Origin of the sequence: Pseudomonas sp. WS 5078 (assembly GCF_012985745.1) — a bacterium.
Classification (GTDB): Bacteria; Pseudomonadota; Gammaproteobacteria; order Pseudomonadales; family Pseudomonadaceae; genus Aquipseudomonas; species Aquipseudomonas lundensis_A.
In genome coordinates this window covers 54,297-73,856 of sequence record NZ_JAAQWX010000009.1, presented here as the reverse complement: position 1 = coordinate 73,856, position 19,560 = coordinate 54,297, and the positions used below count along the sequence as shown (strand labels likewise).

Annotated in this window: 16 protein-coding genes; 5 read left to right on the top strand and 11 right to left on the bottom strand. The window is 60.3% G+C overall.

From position 1 onward, the window contains the following. Window positions 1-116: 116 nt before the first annotated feature. From HBN68_RS13695 to HBN68_RS13685, 3 genes are read right to left on the bottom strand one after another with little or no spacing between them, the layout of a single operon-like run. Window positions 117-1,697: an aldehyde dehydrogenase (NADP(+)) gene (locus HBN68_RS13695; RefSeq protein WP_094993953.1), complete on the bottom strand. Its 1,581-nt coding sequence runs from the start codon at window positions 1,695-1,697 to the stop codon at window positions 117-119. A gap of 13 nt (window positions 1,698-1,710) precedes the next feature. Continuing rightward, window positions 1,711-2,703, bottom strand: a complete 993-nt coding sequence (gene araD1 / locus HBN68_RS13690) for an AraD1 family protein (protein ID WP_094993952.1) — start codon at window positions 2,701-2,703, stop codon at window positions 1,711-1,713. Between the two features lie 21 nt (window positions 2,704-2,724). Next, window positions 2,725-4,047, bottom strand: a complete 1,323-nt coding sequence (locus tag HBN68_RS13685; protein WP_094993951.1) for an MFS transporter — start codon at window positions 4,045-4,047, stop codon at window positions 2,725-2,727. A 188-nt stretch (window positions 4,048-4,235) separates the two neighbouring features. On the opposite strand from HBN68_RS13685, the gene HBN68_RS13680 reads away from it, so the two are divergent. Together HBN68_RS13680 and HBN68_RS13675 are read left to right on the top strand one after the other, a co-directional pair. Next, on the top strand, window positions 4,236-5,972 hold the full coding sequence (locus HBN68_RS13680) for an IlvD/Edd family dehydratase (RefSeq protein ID WP_094993950.1): 1,737 nt from the start codon (window positions 4,236-4,238) through the stop codon (window positions 5,970-5,972). Between the two features lie 124 nt (window positions 5,973-6,096). Continuing rightward, window positions 6,097-6,813 (top strand): FadR/GntR family transcriptional regulator, encoded by a 717-nt coding sequence (locus HBN68_RS13675; RefSeq protein ID WP_094993949.1) that lies wholly within the window; start codon window positions 6,097-6,099, stop codon window positions 6,811-6,813. A 66-nt stretch (window positions 6,814-6,879) separates the two neighbouring features. On the opposite strand, the gene pepN is transcribed toward HBN68_RS13675, so the two are convergent. From pepN to HBN68_RS13645, 6 genes are all read right to left on the bottom strand, one after another. After that, complete coding sequence (gene pepN / locus HBN68_RS13670) at window positions 6,880-9,537, bottom strand: aminopeptidase N (protein ID WP_169964750.1); 2,658 nt, start codon at window positions 9,535-9,537, stop codon at window positions 6,880-6,882. Window positions 9,538-9,549: 12 nt separating this feature from the next. After that, window positions 9,550-10,380 carry a DUF2797 domain-containing protein gene (locus HBN68_RS13665; RefSeq protein ID WP_094993947.1) on the bottom strand — a complete coding sequence of 277 codons (831 nt, stop codon included), beginning with the start codon at window positions 10,378-10,380 and terminating at the stop codon, window positions 9,550-9,552. After that, complete coding sequence (locus HBN68_RS13660; protein ID WP_047276494.1) at window positions 10,377-10,637, bottom strand: DUF1315 family protein; 261 nt, start codon at window positions 10,635-10,637, stop codon at window positions 10,377-10,379. Before HBN68_RS13660 ends, HBN68_RS13665 begins: the two co-directional genes overlap by 4 nt. Window positions 10,638-10,712: 75 nt before the next feature. Continuing rightward, on the bottom strand, window positions 10,713-11,585 hold the full coding sequence (locus tag HBN68_RS13655) for a rhomboid family intramembrane serine protease (RefSeq protein WP_169964747.1): 873 nt from the start codon (window positions 11,583-11,585) through the stop codon (window positions 10,713-10,715). Continuing rightward, window positions 11,582-12,553 carry a metallophosphoesterase gene (locus tag HBN68_RS13650; RefSeq protein WP_169964745.1) on the bottom strand — a complete coding sequence of 324 codons (972 nt, stop codon included), beginning with the start codon at window positions 12,551-12,553 and terminating at the stop codon, window positions 11,582-11,584. The genes HBN68_RS13655 and HBN68_RS13650 overlap by 4 nt, the downstream gene beginning before the upstream one ends. Next, complete coding sequence (locus tag HBN68_RS13645; protein WP_048364997.1) at window positions 12,553-13,443, bottom strand: NAD(+) kinase; 891 nt, start codon at window positions 13,441-13,443, stop codon at window positions 12,553-12,555. The genes HBN68_RS13650 and HBN68_RS13645 overlap by 1 nt, the downstream gene beginning before the upstream one ends. 104 nt (window positions 13,444-13,547) lie before the next feature. Between HBN68_RS13645 and HBN68_RS13640 the strand changes: the two genes are divergently transcribed. Next, window positions 13,548-14,504 (top strand): DUF1853 family protein, encoded by a 957-nt coding sequence (locus HBN68_RS13640; RefSeq protein ID WP_169964743.1) that lies wholly within the window; start codon window positions 13,548-13,550, stop codon window positions 14,502-14,504. A gap of 93 nt (window positions 14,505-14,597) precedes the next feature. Beyond that, window positions 14,598-15,146 carry a cytochrome b gene (locus HBN68_RS13635; protein ID WP_094993943.1) on the top strand — a complete coding sequence of 183 codons (549 nt, stop codon included), beginning with the start codon at window positions 14,598-14,600 and terminating at the stop codon, window positions 15,144-15,146. Here HBN68_RS13635 and HBN68_RS13630 read toward each other — a convergent pair. Further along, the gene (locus HBN68_RS13630; RefSeq protein ID WP_169964741.1) at window positions 15,143-16,069 is read right to left on the bottom strand and encodes a pyridoxal-phosphate dependent enzyme; all 927 of its coding nucleotides are present in this window, start codon (window positions 16,067-16,069) and stop codon (window positions 15,143-15,145) included. The genes HBN68_RS13635 and HBN68_RS13630 overlap by 4 nt on opposite strands. A 108-nt stretch (window positions 16,070-16,177) precedes the next feature. Continuing rightward, window positions 16,178-18,214, bottom strand: coding sequence for an NADPH-dependent 2,4-dienoyl-CoA reductase (locus tag HBN68_RS13625; protein ID WP_094993941.1), 2,037 nt, complete (start codon window positions 18,212-18,214; stop codon window positions 16,178-16,180). 212 nt (window positions 18,215-18,426) lie between these two features. Between HBN68_RS13625 and HBN68_RS13620 the strand changes: the two genes are divergently transcribed. Further along, complete coding sequence (locus HBN68_RS13620; protein ID WP_169964738.1) at window positions 18,427-19,557, top strand: carbon-nitrogen hydrolase family protein; 1,131 nt, start codon at window positions 18,427-18,429, stop codon at window positions 19,555-19,557. Window positions 19,558-19,560: the final 3 nt, after the last annotated feature.

The following is a 19,560-nucleotide window of genomic DNA, read 5'->3' as shown; positions in this document are numbered from 1 at the left end:
CCTTATCAAGGCGCAGGGATGAGCCCCTGCCTGACAGGAAGAGTTAAAGGATTTACCACGCCGTGAGTGGTAGCGGGCTATGACGGGGGCTGACCACAGGCCAACCCCCGATGCGCTTACAGGCTGTTGCGCGTGCTCTGGCCATCCACCAGGCGCTGAATCCCCAGCGGGTTAGCGTTTTTCAACGGATCGGGCAGCAGGCTGTCCGGGTAGTTCTGGAAACACACCGGGCGCAGAAAACGGTCGATCGCCAGGGTCCCGACCGAAGTACCCCGGGCATCGGACGTCGCCGGATAGGGGCCCCCGTGCACCATGGCATCACACACCTCAACCCCCGTCGGGTAACCGTTAATCAAGATGCGCCCGACTTTTTGCTCCAGCAAAGGCGTTAACCCCGAGAACTGTTGCAGGTCTTCAGGCTCGCCAATCAGGGTGGCGGTGAGTTGACCGTGCAAGCTGTTGATCGCAGCGTTCAGTTGCTCGGCATGCTCGACCTCGATAACCACCGTGGTCGGCCCGAACACTTCCTCCTGTAACACCGGATCGCCTTCAAGCAGCAGACGCACATCGGCCTTGAACACCTGCGGCCTGGCCTGCGCACCGTGCTGTTCCAGGCCAGCGATGTGTTGGATGCGCGGGTGGCGCTCCAGTTGGCTGACGCCTTTGGCGTAGCTGGCCAGCGTTCCGGCGTTGAGCATGGTCTGCGCAGGCTGTTCGTTGATTTGCCCGGCCAGTTGTTCGATGAAAGCCGTGAAGGCGCTCGAGCGCAGGCCAATCACCAACCCGGGGTTGGTACAAAACTGACCGCAGCCTTGTACGACAGAGGCCGCCAGTTCGCGGGCCACGGTGGCACTGCGCGCCGCCAGCGCCTGCGGCAGAATGATGACCGGGTTGATACTCGACATTTCAGCAAAGACCGGAATCGGCTGGGGCCGTGCAGCGGCCATGTCACACAACGCGCGCCCGCCCTTGAGCGATCCGGTGAAGCCTACCGCCTGAATCGACGGGTGCTTGACCAGCGCCTCCCCGACCCCGGCGCCATAAATCATATTGAACACGCCCTGTGGCATACCGGTGCGCTCAGCCGCACGCAGGATGGCATCGGCCACCTGTTCAGCGGTGGCCATATGCCCGCTGTGCGCCTTGAACACCACAGGACAGCCAGCGGCCAGCGCAGAAGCGGTATCCCCGCCCGCCGTAGAAAATGCTAGCGGGAAATTACTGGCGCCAAACACGGCGACCGGCCCCAGACCGATGCGGTACTGGCGTAAGTCCGGACGGGGCAACGGGCTGCGCTGCGGCAACGCCTGATCGATGCGCGCGCCATAAAAATCGCCCCGGCGCAGTACCTTGGCAAACAGACGCATTTGCCCGCTGGTGCGGCCACGCTCGCCTGCAATACGGGCGGCCGGGAGTGCGGTTTCACGGCATACCAGGGCGACAAACTCATCGCCCAATGCATCCAGCTCATCGGCAATGGCGTCCAGAAACGTTGCCCGATGCTCGGCGCTCACGCTTTTATAAGCCGGGTAAGCGGCGGCCGCTGCACGGGCCGCGCGGTCAACCTCTGGCAACGTGGCCTGATAGAAGTCGTAGGCCAGTGCTTCGCCGGTGTTGGCGTCCACACTTTTAACAATGACGCTGCCTTGCGCACTGCGTTGGCCGCCAATGTAGTTGTGGCCGAGAATCTGAGTCATACCTGCTCTCCTTTCAAAGTGTACCGACAGCGCCGGGTTCGAACACCGCGTCGACCGGTGCAATGCCGTTGATCAACGGTGCGCCGAAGGCCGACTGCGTGATTTCAAAGCGATCACCCGGACGGGTGCGCACACCATCGGCAAACGACAGCGTCGCGGTGCCGAAAAAATGCACGTGCACGTCGCCCGGCCGCAAAAACTGGGTGTACTTAAAGTGGTGGTATTCGAGGTTTTCCAGGCTGTGGCACATGTTGGCTTCACCGCTCAGGAATTCGTTCTCCCACAGCACTTGGCCATCACGCAGAATGCGACTGCTGCCCGACAAATGCGGCGGCAAGTCGCCGACCCGCAGCTCCGGGCCAAACGAGCAACTGCGCAGTTTGGAGTGGGCCAGGTACAGGTAGTTTTTGCGCTCCATGACGTGGTCGGAAAACTCGTTACCGACGGCGAAGCCCAGTCGATACGGCTTGCGGTCATGGCCGATGACGTACAGCCCACCGATTTCAGGCTCTTCACCCGCATCTTCGGCAAACGGCGGCAATGGAAACGCTTCACCGGGCCGCACAACAATGCTGCCGTCGCCCTTGTAAAACCATTCGGGTTGCACACCTGCCTCACCTGCGTCCGGTTTACCCCCCTCCACGCCCCATTTGAAAATGCGCATGGTGTCAGTAAGCGCCGTCTCGTCGTGGGTCTGCTGGTGCATTTTGTCCCGCGCCGCCGCACTGCCCAGATGGGTAAGCCCCGTGCCGCTGATCAACATATGGGCCGGGTCCGGGTGATCCAGTGGCGGCAAAATCCGGCACTCGTCCAGTAGCGCCTGATAGTCGTGGGTAATGCCCAGCCCCAGTGCCTCAATCTGCTGCGCCAGCGACACACCGGCTTCAATGGCAGCCAATGCCACCTCACGCACGCTGGTGCAATCAACGACTTCCCGAATCAGGCCGTCTTGCACGACGCCTACACGGCGCTGGCCATTGTTCAATTCAAACTGTACTAAACGCATGATGAGCCTCACTCGGGCAGTTCAGGGATGGGTAGCAGGCTGGGCGCTGGCCGCGAATTCGTTGGGTTTGAGCACGTGCTTGCGCTCCAGCTGGCGGTACACCACAACAGTCAGGCACAGGCCGAACACCATGACGCCCGACAGGAAATACAGGCCGGAGGCCAGGTGCCCGGTGTATTCCTTGAGGGCGCCAATCACGAACGGGCCGATGTAACCGCCCAGGTTGCCCACTGAATTGATCAGGGCAATCCCGGCAGCCGCACTGGCGCCTGCAAAGAAACGCCCGGGCAAGGTCCAGAAAATCGCGGTACAGGAGAACAGCGCAAAAGCCACTAGGCACAGGGCTGCCAGTTGCAGCACGGGCACGGTCAGCCAGGCGCTGAAAAACAGCCCGATGGCGCCGAGCACATACAGCACGCCAAGGTGGCCATAACGATCGTTCAGGCGGTCCGAGCTGCGCGGGATGAACAGCAAGCCGATGATGCCGAACACATAAGGCACCGACGACACAAAACCGGTGGTCAGGTCACTGCCGCCAAACTGTTTGATCAATGTCGGCAGCCACAGCCCGAGCCCGTAAATACTCAGGGTCACCGGCAGGTAGAAGAGCGCCAGCAGCAACACGCGCTTGTCTTTCAACGCATGCAGCGGGTTGCCATGACGGGTTTGCCCGTAGGCTTGCAGGTCGCTTTCCAGCTCACCCAGTAACCAGTCCTTTTCTCGCTGATCCATCCATTTGACCTGTTGCGGGCCGTCAGGCAGGTAACGCAGCACCGGCCAGGTCAGCAAAATCGCCGGGGTGCCGATCACGATAAACAGCCACTGCCAGCCATGCAGGCCGAGCACGCCGTCCATGCCCAGCAAACCACCGGAGATAGGCCCGGTGATCATCATGGCGATGGGTTGCGAGAGGATGAACAACCCCAGAATCTTGCCGCGGTGACGCACCGGGAACCATTGGGTGATGTAGTACAGCACCCCCGGGAAGAAACCGGCCTCGGCCACCCCCAGCAGAAAACGCATGACATAAAAGCTATGGGGCCCTTGCACAAAGGCCATACCGATGGTGATGGCGCCCCAGGTGATCATGATCCGCGCGAACCAGCGCCGGGCGCCGAAACGCTCAAGCATCAGGTTGCTGGGGATTTCCATAAGGAAGTAACCGATGAAGAACAAGCCTGCGCCCAGTCCATAGGCGGCGTCACCAATGCCGACGTCAGCACCCATGTGCAGTTTGGCGAAGCCGACTGCCGAGCGATCCACGTAAGCAATCAGGTACAGCAAGACCAGAAAGGGAATCAGTTTGAGCGTGATGCGACGAATAAGCCGGAGTTCCTGGCTCATGAGACGGTCTCCCATTGTTTTTGTTATGGCACCTCTGGAGTGGCCTCAGGTGAAAACACACCAGGATCAGCTCTCAGTCGAATCGACTATATAGTAATACTATTTACGCAACAACTCTTCCAAAGTGGCTTTTTTGCAGCTACTTTAGCTCCATAAAAATCAATTAGTCATACAATAAGAGAGCCGCCATGTCTGATAAAACCCCGCCACTGCGTTCCGCCCAATGGTTTGGCAGCGCCGATAAGAACGGCTTCATGTACCGCAGCTGGATGAAAAATCAGGGCATTGCCGATCATCAGTTTCAAGGCAAGCCGATCATCGGCATTTGCAACACCTGGTCGGAACTGACCCCCTGCAACGCTCACTTCCGCACGATTGCTGAACACGTAAAACGCGGCGTTATCGAAGCCGGCGGATTCCCGGTCGAGTTTCCGGTGTTCTCCAACGGCGAATCCAACTTGCGCCCAACGGCCATGCTGACCCGTAACCTGGCGAGCATGGACGTCGAAGAAGCCATTCGCGGCAACCCGATTGATGGCGTGGTGTTGCTCACAGGCTGCGACAAAACCACCCCCGCCCTGCTGATGGGCGCCGCCAGCTGCGACGTGCCGGCCATCGTGGTCACGGGCGGTCCGATGCTCAACGGCAAACATAAAGGCAAGGACATCGGCGCAGGCACCATCGTTTGGCAAATGCACGAGTCCTATAAAGCCGGCAACATCAGCCTCGACGAATTCCTTTCAGCAGAGGCCGGCATGTCGCGCTCGGCCGGTACATGCAACACCATGGGCACGGCTTCGACCATGGCCTGTATGGCTGAAGCGCTGGGTACCTCACTGCCGCACAACGCAGCGATCCCGGCGGTGGATTCGCGCCGTTATGTACTGGCCCACATGTCAGGCATGCGCGCGGTGCAGATGGTGCGTGAGGACCTGCGCCTGTCCAAGGTGCTGACCAAAGAAGCGTTCGAAAATGCGATCCGCGTCAATGCTGCGATTGGCGGCTCGACCAATGCTGTGATCCACCTTAAAGCCATTGCCGGGCGCATCGGTGTCGATCTGGAGCTGGACGACTGGACCCGCATCGGACGCGGTACGCCGACGCTGGTGGATCTGCAACCGTCCGGGCGTTTTTTGATGGAAGAGTTTTACTACGCGGGGGGGCTGCCTGCGGTTCTGCGGCGCCTGGGTGAACACAACCTGATCCCGCACCCTAACGCCCTGACCGTCAACGGCCAGAGCGTGTGGGACAACGTTAAAAACTCACCGATTTATGGCGACGACGAAGTCATCCGCGCCATCGAAAACCCGCTGGTGGCCGATGGCGGCATTTGTGTACTGCGCGGCAATCTAGCCCCTCTGGGCGCTGTGCTCAAACCCTCGGCCGCCACCCCCGCGCTGATGAAGCATCGCGGTCAGGCGGTCGTGTTTGAAAACTTCGACATGTACAAAGCACGCATCAATGATCCCGACCTGAACGTCACTGCCGATTCGATTCTGGTCATGAAGAACTGTGGCCCCAAGGGTTACCCGGGCATGGCGGAGGTCGGCAATATGGGATTGCCCGCCAAGTTGCTGGCCCAGGGTGTGACAGACATGGTACGCATCTCCGATGCACGCATGAGCGGCACGGCGTATGGCACCGTGGTGCTGCATGTGGCGCCTGAAGCCGCAGCGGGCGGGCCGTTGGCCGCCGTACAGGAAGGTGACTGGATTGAACTGGACTGCGCCAGCGGGCGATTGCATCTGGACATCAGCGACGCCGAGCTGGCGGGTCGATTAGCGGATATTGAACCCCCGAAAAACCTGCTGATTGGTGGCTATCGTCAGTTGTACATCGATCACGTGATGCAGGCCGATCAGGGCTGCGACTTTGACTTCCTGGTGGGGTGCCGCGGTTCTGAAGTGCCGCGTCATTCCCATTGACCGACAGTCACCGGTCATGGCGCAGCGCTGCGTTGCGCCATGAGCGTCGGCTCAAGGTATATAAGCCTTGAGCCCTCGCCTGCTATGATCGGCGCCTTCCACCCACAGGATCGACTCGCCCCCAATGGATTACCGTCAGCCTTCCGAGCGCAAAAGCATGCACGCGCGCATCGTTCAAGAACTCGGCATGCAGATTGTTTCCGGGCGTTTTAAACCGGATGAGAAATTGCCGGCCGAAGCCTTGCTGTGCGAGGAATACGCCGTCAGCCGCCCGGTGTTGCGCGAAGCAACCCGGGTGTTGCTGGCCAAGGGCCTGGTGTATTCCAAGCCTCGGGTCGGCACCGTGGTCAAGCCGCGCCGCGAATGGCACATGCTCGACCCGGACGTGCTGCACTGGCTGATGCAGTGCTCGCCGCAAAACGAATTCTTTGCCTTGCTGACCAGCGTGCGCAGCATCATAGAACCCGCCGTCGCCGCCCTCGCCGCCCAGCACGCGACTGCAGAGGACGTGGCGTCGATCCGCGAAGCCTATGAACGCATGGAAAAGGCCCCCACCCCTGAAGCCCTGCTGCAACCCGACCTGGACTTTCACAGCCGCATCGCCGATGCCACCCACAACGACCTGTTGGCCAATTTGTGCAACATGCTGTCATTGGCATTGCGCGAGGCACTGAAGCATTCGAACCGCCGACCCAACCTGCATGAGTTGGCGCTGCCCCGGCACAAGGCGATTTTGACCGCCATCGAAAACCACGACGCGCTCGGCGCACGCCATGCCACCCTGGTGCAGCTCGATGATGCGCGCACTGCACTGGATACCGTCCTGGGGCAGAACCACTAGCCGGCCGATCACGCCAGCTTCGCCCCGGTCACTCAACCCACCGGAGCGAAGCGTCACCCGGCGCCGTTACGCCAGACTTTTACTCACCACCTCAAACACGTCACTGGACAAATCACCCGCGTTGCGGATGCGCTCCAGTTCGGCCTTCATCAGGGCCTGACGTGCACTGTCGTATTTGCGCCAGCGGGTCAGTGGCGCCAACTGCCGCGAGGCGATCTGCGGGTTGAAGGCATTGAGCTGGATCACCAGATCCGCCAAGAAGCGATAGCCGGAACCGTCCTGAGCATGGAAGTTGATCAGGTTCTGCCCCGCAAAAGCCCCGATTAACGCTCGCACTTTGTTCGGGTTCTTGAGGTTGAACGCCGGGTGCTGCATCAATGCCTGCACGCGCTGCAAGCCGCCGGGCAAGGTGCTGCCGGCCTGCACGCTGAACCATTGATCCATGACCAGCGGATTGTCCTTGAAGTGCTCGGCGAAGCTGGCCAGGGCCTTGGCCTTCTCGTCCTCGAACGGCGAGTTGACCAACACCGCCAGCGCCGTGAGGCGTTCCGTCATGTTGTCGCTGTGTTCGAACTGTTCCAGAGCCGCCGCCAGCACTTCAGGCTTGCCGCTGAGCATCAGGTACGACAGGGCAATGTTTTGCAGTGCGCGGCGGGCAAAGTGTTCGGCTTGCGCGACGTACGGCGTGGCTTTGGACACCTCACGGTTGGCCTGATAACGCGCCCACAGGGCGTCATGGAGGCTTTCGGCCAGGTGCTGGCGGGCAAACTCGCGGGCGGCGTGAATGGCGTCGACATCAGCGATCTCGCTGATTTCGGCCAGGTACGCCTCGCCCGGCAAGGACAGCATCTCAGCCACCATCGCCTGATCCAGTTGCCCATTGACCAACACGCTGCGCAAGGCCTCGACCAGTCGCGGGTCCATGACCAGTGCTTCACCGCGCTGATACTGGCCAATCAAGTCTTGCAACACCTGCACCGCCAACTGCTGGCCGGCTTCCCAACGGTTGAAACCGTCGGTGTCGTGTTGCATCAGGAACATCAGTTGGTCACGGCTGTACGGGAAGTGCAATTTGACCGGCGCCGAGAAGCCGCGCAGCAAGGAGGGCAGCGGCTGCTGGGTGATGCCGGTGAAGGTGAACGTCTGTTGGGCTTCGGTCACCGACACCACGCGATGGGTCGCCACCGCCGAGGATTCGCCCTGCAATTGCAACGGGAGTTCCTCGCCCTGAGCGTTTAGCAGCCCCAGCGCCACCGGAATCACAAAAGGCAGTTTTTCAGTCTGACCGGGGGTGGCCGGGCAGCTTTGGGCGAAGGTCAGGCTGTAGGTCTGGTGAGCGGCATCGTAGTGTTCACTGACATTCAGACGCGGCGTACCGGCCTGGCTGTACCAGCGTTTGAACTGGGTCAGGTCCACGCCATTGGCGTCTTCCATGGCTTTGATAAAGTCGTCGCAGGTCACGGCCTGGCCGTCGTGACGCTCGAAATACAGGTCACTGCCTTTGCGAAAACCGTCAGCCCCCAGCAAGGTGTGAAGCATGCCGACTACTTCTGATCCTTTTTCATACACGGTCAGGGTGTAGAAGTTGGAAATTTCGATAAAGCTGTCAGGACGCACGGCATGGGCCATGGGGCCTGCGTCTTCTGCAAACTGGTGGGTACGCAGGTACGCCACGTCCTGAATGCGTTTAACCGTGGCCGAGTTCATGTCCGCCGAGAAGCCTGCGTCGCGGAACACGGTGAAACCTTCCTTGAGCGACAACTGGAACCAGTCGCGGCAGGTCACACGGTTACCCGACCAGTTGTGGAAGTATTCGTGGGCCACAATCGCTTCGACCCGCTGGTGCGCAGCGTCGGTGGCGGTTTCGGCACGGGCCAGCACCGCGCTTGAGTTGAAGATGTTAAGGCCCTTGTTTTCCATGGCGCCCATGTTGAAGTCATTGACGGCCACGATCATGAAGATGTCCAGATCGTATTCGCGGCCGTAGGTTTCTTCGTCCCAGCGCATGGATTTTTTCAGGCTGTTCATCGCGTGCTGGCATTTGTCGATGTTTTCCGGCTCGACATAAATACGCAGTGCTACGTTGCGGTTGCTCTGGGTGGTGAAGGTGTCTTCGACACACCACAGATCACCGGCCACCAGGGCAAACAGGTAGGCTGGCTTTTTGAACGGGTCATGCCACGTGGCCCAGTGCCGAGCGTCGCCATCGGGGCCGCTGCCCTCCGGGTTGCCGTTGGAGAGCAGAACCGGGTACTTGTGCTGATCTGCGATCACCGTGGTGGTGAAGACACTCATCACATCCGGGCGGTCAAGGTAATAGGTGATTTTGCGGAAGCCTTCAGCCTCGCACTGGGTGCAAAACATGCTGCCGGACTTATACAGGCCTTCCAATGCGGTATTGGTCTCAGGGTGGATCTTGACACTGGTGTCCAGTACAAACTGCTCGCGCTGCGGGTGCAGGGTCAACTGGCTATCGGTGAGCTGATAATCCTCTGCGCTGAGTTCCACGTCATCGAGTGTGATCGACAGCAGCTCCAACTGCTGCCCATCGAGCACCAGGGGTGGCAGGCCAGCGCCACGGTCCGGGTTGCGGCGCATCCTCAGCTGCGCATGAACCAACGAGTGGTCCTCGAACAATTCAAAGGTCAGGTGCGTTTCGTCGATCAGATACTCGGGCGCCTGATAGTCCTTGAGGTAGATCATTTTCGGTTGTTCGGTGCGCATGCTGGAGTCCTTTTACTGATGCACGGCGAGCTGGTAAGCCGTGTATTTGCGAATGTTGATAACGCCGGTGTCGAAGATCAGGTATTGACCCTTGATCCCCATCAGCGTGCCTTCGGCGATCGGGTCTTTGTCCAGATTGAAACTGACGATCTTGCTCGGGTACTGCTCCACCGGGTAACGAATCTCGACAGGTTCGACGCTATGCAAGGGTTGGACCGCTTGCAGACCAAAACGCTCCTGCAGTTGTTGCAGGCCCTGGGCGCAGCTCTCAAACAGTTGCGCTCGCACTGCAACCAGGTCCACCGGGGCCGCATCGCCCTTGAGCAGTGCACGCCAGTTAGTCCGGTCGGCTACTTGGGAGCGGAACAGGTCTTCGACAAACCCCGATTGCTGACGCGTAGCGACCCGTACAATCGGCAAGGCCTGACTGGCGCCCTGATCGAGCCAGCGGGTGGGCAACTGCGTGGCGCGGGTGATGCCGACCTTGACCCCGGAAGAGTTGGCCAGATACACCACGTGATCGGTCATGCAAAACTGTTCGCCCCACGAAGGATCACGGCAGGTGCCCGCGTCATAGTGGCAACGCTCCGGGCTCATGATGCACACGTCGCACTGCGCCAGTTTGGTCATGCACGGGTAGCAATACCCCTGGCTGAAGCTTTTCTTGGTAGTGCGCCCGCAATGGGTGCAGTTGATAGTGCCCAGAAACTCCAGGCGCAACTTGCTGCCGATCAACGGATTGACCGGCACCTCGGTATCACCCAAACGAAATGCGTATTGAACGGTCGGCGCCTCAAGGCTGGCCGACATCTTGCTGATTGCACCGCGACCAATCTCAATCAATGGATAGCATCCGATTTGAACAGGATGTTAGGCACCGAAATGGATTTGGAGCTGCACTCTTGCGGGCCCATGTAACCGGTACGTTCTTCTTCGGGCAGATTTTGCACTTCCCAGGCGATCATGGCCTGCAACGACAACTCTCGCTGTTCGGCAGTCAGTTTGTTGCCGTCTGCCCATTTGCCGATTTCCACGGCCAGTTTCAGGCTCTGATAGATCTCGGGGGTGATGTTTTGGATCATTTCGTTGAAAGAGGACATGGTTCTTTTCCACTCGTGAAAATCAGATGAGGTGTTTGTGGCCACTGCCAGCGCGAGGCCGCGACCACAGGTGTTTCATTTAGCCTGCTTGCGGCGCGCCCACAGCCCGCCGAGCAAGCCGGTGAGGCAGCCGATCAACAGCCCGCCGACGTGTGCGGCATTGGCGATCTGGCCGAAACCGATCAGCGATACCAGGCCGGACATGCACACGGCAAGCCAGACCAGCATCATCACCAGCACACCGCGAGGCAGGCGATACAGCGGGTTCGGCGCCATGAGCTGGTAAATCCACACATGCCCCAACAAGCCGTACAGGACGCCGGACATTCCGCCGAACAGGCTTGGGCCGCCAAACAAATATTGGGCGAAGTTGGACACCAGGCTGAACAGCAAGCTCAGCCCGATCAGGTTAATGCTGCCCTGACGCAGTTCAACGCGTCGGCCCAGTTCCCAGTACCACATGCCGTTCATGGCAATGTGCAGGAAACCGAAGTGGATCAGCATCGGGGTGAACAATCTCCACCACTGGCCCGCCGCCAGGCTATCCGACAAAGGTGTGAACTGGATGTATTGGCCCCGGATGCTGAAATCAAGAAACGTCAGACCGCTGAGGAGCGGCAGGTTTTCACCCAGTTGCGTCACCACTGCCACCATCACGCACAGCAACAGGATGGTCGCGGTGGCCGGGCTGTCACGCAACTGCTGGATAAGGCCCGGACGCGCCATGGCGGGCGGGCGCTCAACGATGGGCAATTGGCCCTCGGGATCACCCTCAGGAAAACGCGCATACAGGCTGCGCACATCCTCAGCGATGCTTTCGGGCGCCCATATCACTTGCTCACCCGCCTCCTCACTGACCCGATGCGGTACTTGCATGCGCTTGAGCAGGCTGACAAAGCCGCTCAGGTCAATGGACAGGGGCAATCGTAAAACCTCTACAGCACTCATTGAATAGCCTCCGGGCGTTCAACCTCAACCCATACAAATTTGTGCGGATCGAGGTGTTTTTCCTGATCCAGGCGGTAGGCCACCAACTTGCCGTATAGCACGGCGCTGTAATCCAGGCAGGCCAGGTTAGGCCGGATCGGCGCGGGTTTGCCGCTGCGCCAGTAGTGACCGACGAACAACATCGGTTCTTCAATGCCATAACGCAGCAAGGCGCTTTTTTCGGAAGGCGATAGCGGCTTGCGGGCCACCCGCTCCGGCAAGGCGTCCGGCTGGAACACAATGTCGCCGTAGGTTTTGGGGTCGTCTTCCCAGAATTTGGTGCGGAAGAACGAACGCGTCAGGCCATCCCCACCCGTCAAGGTCATACCGTCGGGCAGGCGCATGTCCGTGCCGCGCAACAGGCGGTTAAAGCTCATGCTGGCAAAGCTATCGGGCTCGGCCGCCGCTTGCAGGAAATGTTCATCGATGCAGCCATCGGGAAATTGTGCACGCAGGGTCGCAATCACGTCGGCGTCCCAGCAGGCATGCACCACGCGGAACCGACCGGCGTCGACAAACAGTGGCATGTCGTAAAACCACTGCACAAACTCGCGCCACTCGCCGGGGTACTGCGCGAATTGCTCCAGGGTTTCGTGGATCAGTCGGGTGTGACGCGGGTTGTGCTCGCGCACAAACTGCTTCCCACTGCCCGCAGGCGCCGGTGTGCACCAGCCCAGCGCGTTGAATTCATGGTTGCCCATCAGGCACAGCGCCTGACCGGCTTGAACCATGTCGTACACGATGTGCAGCGATTCGCGGATGCGCGGGCCACGGTCAATGATGTCGCCGAGGAACACCGCCATGCGTTGCGGATGCCGCCAGACACCGGCAAGTTTGCGATAGCCCAGACGCTCCAACAGATGCTCAAGGGTATGAGCACAGCCATGCACGTCACCGATCAGATCGTAACTGCGCGCCGGATCGAGCATCAGTCGCTCCTGCCGCCCAGTCGGCTGCCCCAGCCAAGCTTGGTTCGACACACTTCATAGTAGTTGTGGTCCAAGGGATGAATCAGACGCAGCTTCTGCGCTTTTTTGCTCACGGTGATGGTATCGCCCGGCGCGCAGGTGAAATGGTTCTGACCGTCGCAGGACACTTGCGGGTAGATCTGCATGTCCTTGGCCACGACGATTTTCAGTTCGCTGTTGCCGTCCACCACAATCGGGCGGCTGCTCAGGGTGTGCGGGTACATGGGTACGATGACGATGGCATCCAGTTTGGGGTGCATGATCGGGCCGCCAGCCGACATGGCGTAGGCGGTGGATCCGGTCGGCGTGGCCACAATCAGGCCGTCGGCCTTCTGGCTGCACACGAACTGCCCATCGATGTGCAATTCAAATTCAATCATGCGCGTGGATTTGCCGGGGTGCAGCACCACGTCATTGAGGGCGTCGCCTTGGCCAATGGCTTCGCCGTGACGGCGCACTTCGGCTTGCAGCAGAAACCGGTTTTCAACCAGATAGTGGCCATCAAGCACTTCAGCGACTTTGACTTCCAGCTCATCGGGACGGATATCGGTCAAAAAGCCAAGGCTGCCCCGGTTGATGCCCAGCACCGGGACATTGTGCCGCGCCAGCGCACGGGCCGCGCCGAGCAAACTGCCGTCGCCGCCCACCACGATCACCATGTCGCACACTTCACCGAGCATTTTGCGCGACGAGGTTTGCAGGCCATGGCCGGGCAAGACTTCGGCGATGGTGTCTTCGAGGATCACGTGCATGTGCCGCTCGAGCAGGAATTTTTTCAGTCGGCGAACCGTGTCGAGCACTTGAGAACTGCCCAAACGACCAATGATGCCGATATTACGAAATTGCTCCATGAGGCTCCTGCGAGGTACGTGACGGGCGAAAACAGCGATTATGGGCGAAAGGACACGATAGACAAAACCCTTTCAGCCCGTGAGCAAAAGGCTATGCTCGCAGAATGACCCTCTTCCCCGACTTGCTCAACCTGCCCCGACAGTTACGTCACCCCGAGGTGCGTGATTTGGCGTGGGTGATGCTGGCCCCGCCCATGCTCAGCGAAACGCCCTGGCCTCAACGGCATCCGTTGACCGGTAGCGACTGGGTGCAGGCCCCGCACCGGCTGGAGGGCTGGCTACGCGACCTTGACCGGCACAGCGAGCCATTGCAGCAGTGGCTTGCGCTGGCCACCACCCGCAGGCTGGGTCGTTACTACGAGCGGCTGTGGCAGTTCGCCATAACCCACGCCCCCGGTGTCGAGCTGGTGGCCGCCAACCTGCCCATTCGCGTGGGCGGTCATACCCTGGGCGAGCTGGACATGCTGCTGCGTGATCGCGACGGCGTGCACCATCTGGAGCTGGCGATCAAGCTGTACCTCGGCCCGCAACACGGCGACGGGCACGACCCGGCGCACTGGCTGGGGCCGGGCAGTAATGATCGGCTGGACCGCAAACTCACGCATTTCAGCCAGCATCAGTTACCGATGTCCAGCCGCCCTGAATGCCGCGACATTCTGGCGGGTCTGGACATCCAGCATTTCAGTGCGCACCTGTGGCTGGGCGGCTACCTGCTGTATCCGTGGCCCGGCGAAGCGCAGCCCCCGGCCGGCGCGCATCCGCTGCACTTACGCGGCCGCTGGCTGCATCAACGCGACTGGTTAGCGTTTGTCCGCCAACGCCCCGCCGGGTGCTGGCAGCCCTTGCCGCGGCATGCCTGGCTGGCCCCTGCGCACTACGGCCCCGACGCGATTTGGCGTGACACGCAATTGCAGGACTGGCTGGCTGCGCTGCACCCGCAGGCCCCTGCCCAGTTGCTGGTACGACTGACGCAAACGCACGGAGGGGACTGGGAAGAAGCCGAACGCCTGTTTTTAGTCTCGGATCAGTGGCCCCGCGTGCCGGGTAACCCTGAAAACTGATGCACCTCAGCGCAAAGTTGCACAAACGTATTACTGTAAAGGTACTCCGTCATACAAGAACGGAGGCTGGATACCCAACCGTGAGGAAACACCATGTCCTGGAAAAGCTCCAACGACAGCTACAGTCGCATGTCCATTGCCCTGCATTGGGTCATGGTGCTGTTGTTTGTACTGATTTACGCCGCCATTGAGTTTCGCGGGATTTTCCCCAAAGACAGTGACGGCCGCACCTTGATGAAAGATGCCCACTTCATGCTGGGTTTAACCGTATTCGCTTTGGTCTGGCTGCGTTTACTGGCCCGCACGCTTGGCGTGGCGCCGAAAATCACCCCTACCCCGCCCGCTTGGCAAACGGCGTTGGCGACCCTTATGCACTGGGCGCTGTATGTGTTCATGATTGCCATGCCGGTGATGGGCTATCTGGTCCTGAGCTACAGCGACAAGCCGGTCTTCTTTTATGGCATCGACCTGCCGCCCCTGACCCTCAAGGACGTGGACATGGCCAAACAGATCAAAGGCTGGCACGAACTGGGGGGCAGCATCGGGTACTGGCTGATTGGTTTGCATGCAGTGGCCGGGCTGTTTCACCACTACGTGATCAAGGACAACACGTTGCTACGCATGCTACCTAAACGCGGCTAAGCACGTTGTTCCAAACCCCGGCGGCCCTGCAAGCCGCCGGTGTGCACAAACACCACTCGCTGACCTCGTTCCACGCGTCCCGATTCAATCGCCTCCTTGAGTGCCAGTAAGGCTTTGCCGGTGTACACCGGCTCCAAGGGCACGCCACACGCCAACTCGCTGACCCCAATGAAATCCAGCAAGGTCTCATCGACCCGTGCAAAACCGCCGCGACTGGCATTGATCAACTGATAATCGCCAGCCACCCTGCCCGCCGATTGCAGAATGGATGCCACATTGCGCGCGACGCCATGGTCCTCGGGGACCGCCATTGCACCGTAGACCCTGCGCCGCCCTGCTTCGGCCAGCACCACACCGGCCAGCGTCGTGCCCGTGCCAGCGGCCAGCCACCACGCGTCGTAATCTGCCCAGCCCAGCCCGGCCAGTTGTTCACGCACCTGTTTGACCAACGGTGAGCACCCCTGCGCGCCCGCCAAACTTGCGCCGCCCTCGGGCACGGTGTGCAAATGCGGGTACAGCGCTTGCCAGGGTTGCCAGAAATCAGGCGCATGCCGGGCGCGATAACCGGCGAACCCTAGCCAATGCAGGTGCATGCCGAAGGCTTGCAGGTCTCGAGTGGTGGGGGTTTCTTGAGGGTGCCCGCGCAGCAGGCCTACCGTGGTAAAACCAAAGCGTTTACCCGCTGCCGCCAACGCGTGCAGATGGTTGGAGTGTGCGCCGCCCAGGCTAATTAGCCCGTGAGCACCCGTAGCATGGGCCGCGTGCAGCGGGTGATTGAGCTTGAACCATTTGTTGCCAGTGATCAGCGGGTCGATCAGGTCCAGCCGCAGGACTGCAACCTCAACCCCGGCGCTAACCAGCCAGTCGAGGTGCAAACGTTGCAGGGGTGCGCGGGGCTCCCAATCAATCAAAGGCACGCTCATGGCACACTCCGCTCAAAAATGAACGGAGTTTAAACCATACGTTTTTCTATAGCCGCTACCGCTGCTTGTGTCAGCTCAGGCATCGCGTAGCGGCTACACAGGGCGCGCCTACAACTCGGCCGCCAGTCGCGATCCCTGATTGATCGCGCGCTTGGCATCCAGTTCGGCCGCCACATCCGCGCCGCCAATCAGATGCACGCGCTGCCCGGCGGCTTCCAAACCTGCTTGCAAGTCACGCAGCGGGTCTTGACCGGCGCAGATCACGATGTTGTCCACCGCGAGCAATTGAGGCTCACCGTCGCCTATGCGGATATGCAGCCCGTCATCGTCAATGCTCAGGTACTCAACGCTGTTGAGCATCTGCACATGCTTGTTTTTGAGGCCCGTGCGGTGGATCCAGCCCGTGGTCTTGCCCAGCCCGTCGCCCACCTTGGTTTTCTTGCGTTGTAACAAAAACACCTGTCGCGCAGGCGCGTGAACCTGAGGTGTGATCCCGGCCACGCCGCCGCGGGCTTCCAAGCGTGTATCGATGCCCCACTCCCGCCAGAATGCATCCCGGTCCTGGCTGGTGGACACGCCCTGATGCACCAGAAACTCCGACACGTCAAAACCAATCCCACCCGCGCCGATAACTGCCACTTTTGCGCCAACCGGTTTGCGTTCGAGGATCACGTCCAGGTAACTCAGGACGTTGGGGTGATCCACACCCGGAATGTCAGGGGTGCGCGGCGCGATACCGGTGGCCAGAATAATTTCGTCAAACCCGCCCGCCACCAACTGCTCAACATCCACACGGGTGTTGAGGCACACCTCGACCCCGGTGGTTTGCAATAAACGCTTGAAGTACCGCAGGGTCTCGACGAACTCTTCCTTGCCCGGCACGCGCTTGGCCACGTTGAACTGGCCGCCGATCTCGCTGGCCGAATCGAACAGCGTCACCTGATGCCCGCGCCCGGCCGCCACTGTAGCCGCCGACAGCCCGGCCGGACCGGCACCGACTACAGCGATTTTTTTCACATGGATGGCAGGCAGGTAGTTGAGTTCGGTTTCGTGACAGGCGCGCGGATTGACCAGGCAACTGGTGAGCTTGCCGCTAAAGGTGTGGTCCAGACACGCCTGGTTGCAACCGATGCAGGTATTGATTTCGTCACTGCGCCCGGCTGCGGCTTTGTTGACGAACTCAGGGTCGGCCAAAAACGGACGCGCCATGGACACCATGTCGGCGTCGCCCTCGGCCAGAATCTGTTCGGCAATTTCGGGGGTGTTGATGCGGTTGGTGGTGATCAGCGGCACCTTGACCGAACCGCGCAATTTGGCCGTGACTTTGCTGAACGCGCCACGTGGCACTTTGGTGGCGATGGTCGGGATGCGCGCCTCGTGCCAGCCGATGCCGGTGTTGATCAGTGTGGCACCGGCCTGTTCGACCGCCTGCGCCAGTTGCACGATTTCGTCCCAGACGCTGCCACCTTCCACCAGGTCCAGCATCGACAGGCGATAAATGATGATGAAATGTGGCCCGACCGCTTCGCGCACCCGGCGCACGATTTCAACCGGCAGGCGCATACGGTTTTCGTAGCTACCGCCCCAACGGTCGGTGCGATGGTTGGTGTGGGCCGCGAGGAACTGGTTAATGAAATAACCTTCAGACCCCATGATTTCAACGCCGTCGTAACCGGCGCTCTGGGCCAGACGGGCACAGGTTACGAAATCACTGATCTGCTTCTCAATGCCGGCTTCATCCAGTTCCTTGGGTTTGAACGGATTGATTGGCGCCTGAATCGCGCTCGGCGCAACCTGACGCGGGCTGTAGGCATAACGCCCGGCGTGGAGGATCTGCAAGCAGATCTTGCCCCCGGCATCGTGTACCGCCCGGGTCACGACCACATGCTTCTCGGCTTCTTCCGGGGTACTGAGCTTGGCCGCCCCGCTGTACACACCGCCCTCATCGTTGGGGGCGATACCGCCCGTGACCATCAGGCCGACGCCGCCCTTGGCGCGTTCAGCAAAGTAAGCGGCCATGCGTTCAAAGCCGCCGGGCTTTTCTTCAAGGCCGGTGTGCATCGAGCCCATCAGGCTGCGATTGCGCAACGTGGTGAAACCCAGATCCAGCGGGGCCATTAAATGCGGGTAGTGAGTGGCAGTCATCAGGTTGCTCCACAACAGGCTGATTCACGGAACGCGGGAGGCTCTACGGCGCCCGTCGTTGAATGACAGGCACAGTAAAGCCCCGCCCGACCCCACTCAATGACCCAAAGTGACAAATTATTAACCCAATTGCACAGCCCCTCTTGGCAAGCGTGCAGGCGCCACCTACCCTAGACACCGAATCCTGCGAATGGCTGTCTGCTCTATTTCTCATGCGTAAATTAATTGGTTGCACCTTACTGATCGCCGTTGCCGCCGCTGCAGGTGGGTATGCGTACTGGACCGAGCAACGCGACGTCGGCCATTACCTGTCTGACTTGCGGGTCGAGTTGGCAATTAACGACGGCGTCGACACCGGGCGTGGCAACCTGCTGGGGATCGAGCCGTTACTGTCGCCCCGCGATTATCAAAGCCTTGAGCTGCTGCATCTCAAACTGGCGACTTACTTGAACAAGGCCCGCGACGCCGGCTTGCTCAACGAGAAAACCATCGTGGTGATGCCCGAACACATTGGTTCATGGCTGATGTTTCGCGGCGAGAAAGACGAGCTGTATCAAGCTGCAAACCTCCACGAAGCCATGCACTGGCTGGCCATCAGCAACCCGCTGAGCTTCACCCGTGCCTGGCTGGGGGCCGAAGGAGAAAGCCGTCTCAACGATGCCCACTTGCGCATGAAAGCCAAACGCATGGCCGCCGACTATCAGACCCTGTTCGGCGGGCTGGCCCGGGAGTTTGGCATCACGCTGGTGGCCGGCAGCATCGCCCTGCCCGACCCGCGCATCGAAAACGGCACCCTGCACGCGGGCTCCGGCGCGCTGTACAACAGCAGCGTGGTGTTCGATCGCAACGGCACTGCAATAGGCAAGCCCCAGCGCCAATTGCTGCCGACCTACGAAGAACAGAGCTACATCCAGCCCAGCCCCGACCATCAGTTGAATGTGGTGGACACTCCGGCCGGGCGCCTCGGTATTCTGGTGGGCAGCGACAGTTGGTACCCCGACAACTACCGCGTGCTGAACGAGCAACAGGTGCAACTGATCGCCGTACCCGCCTTCGTGACCGGCAAAGACACGTGGAATAACCCCTGGGGCGGTTACAAAAGCGTATCGACGCCCAGCGAAATCAGCCTCAAGCCCGGCGAAGTCAGTGAAGGCGAAGCCTGGCATCGTCTGACCCTAATCAGCAGCGTGCCCAGCAGCACTGCCGAAGCCGGGATCACGGTGTTTTCCCAAGGTCGGTTCTGGGACAAACACAGCGTCGGGCAAAGCTTTATCAGCCGCAACGGCCTCACCAGCCCTGATATGACCGTGTCCACTGCTCGCTTGCTCAACCTCTGGTTGTAGCCA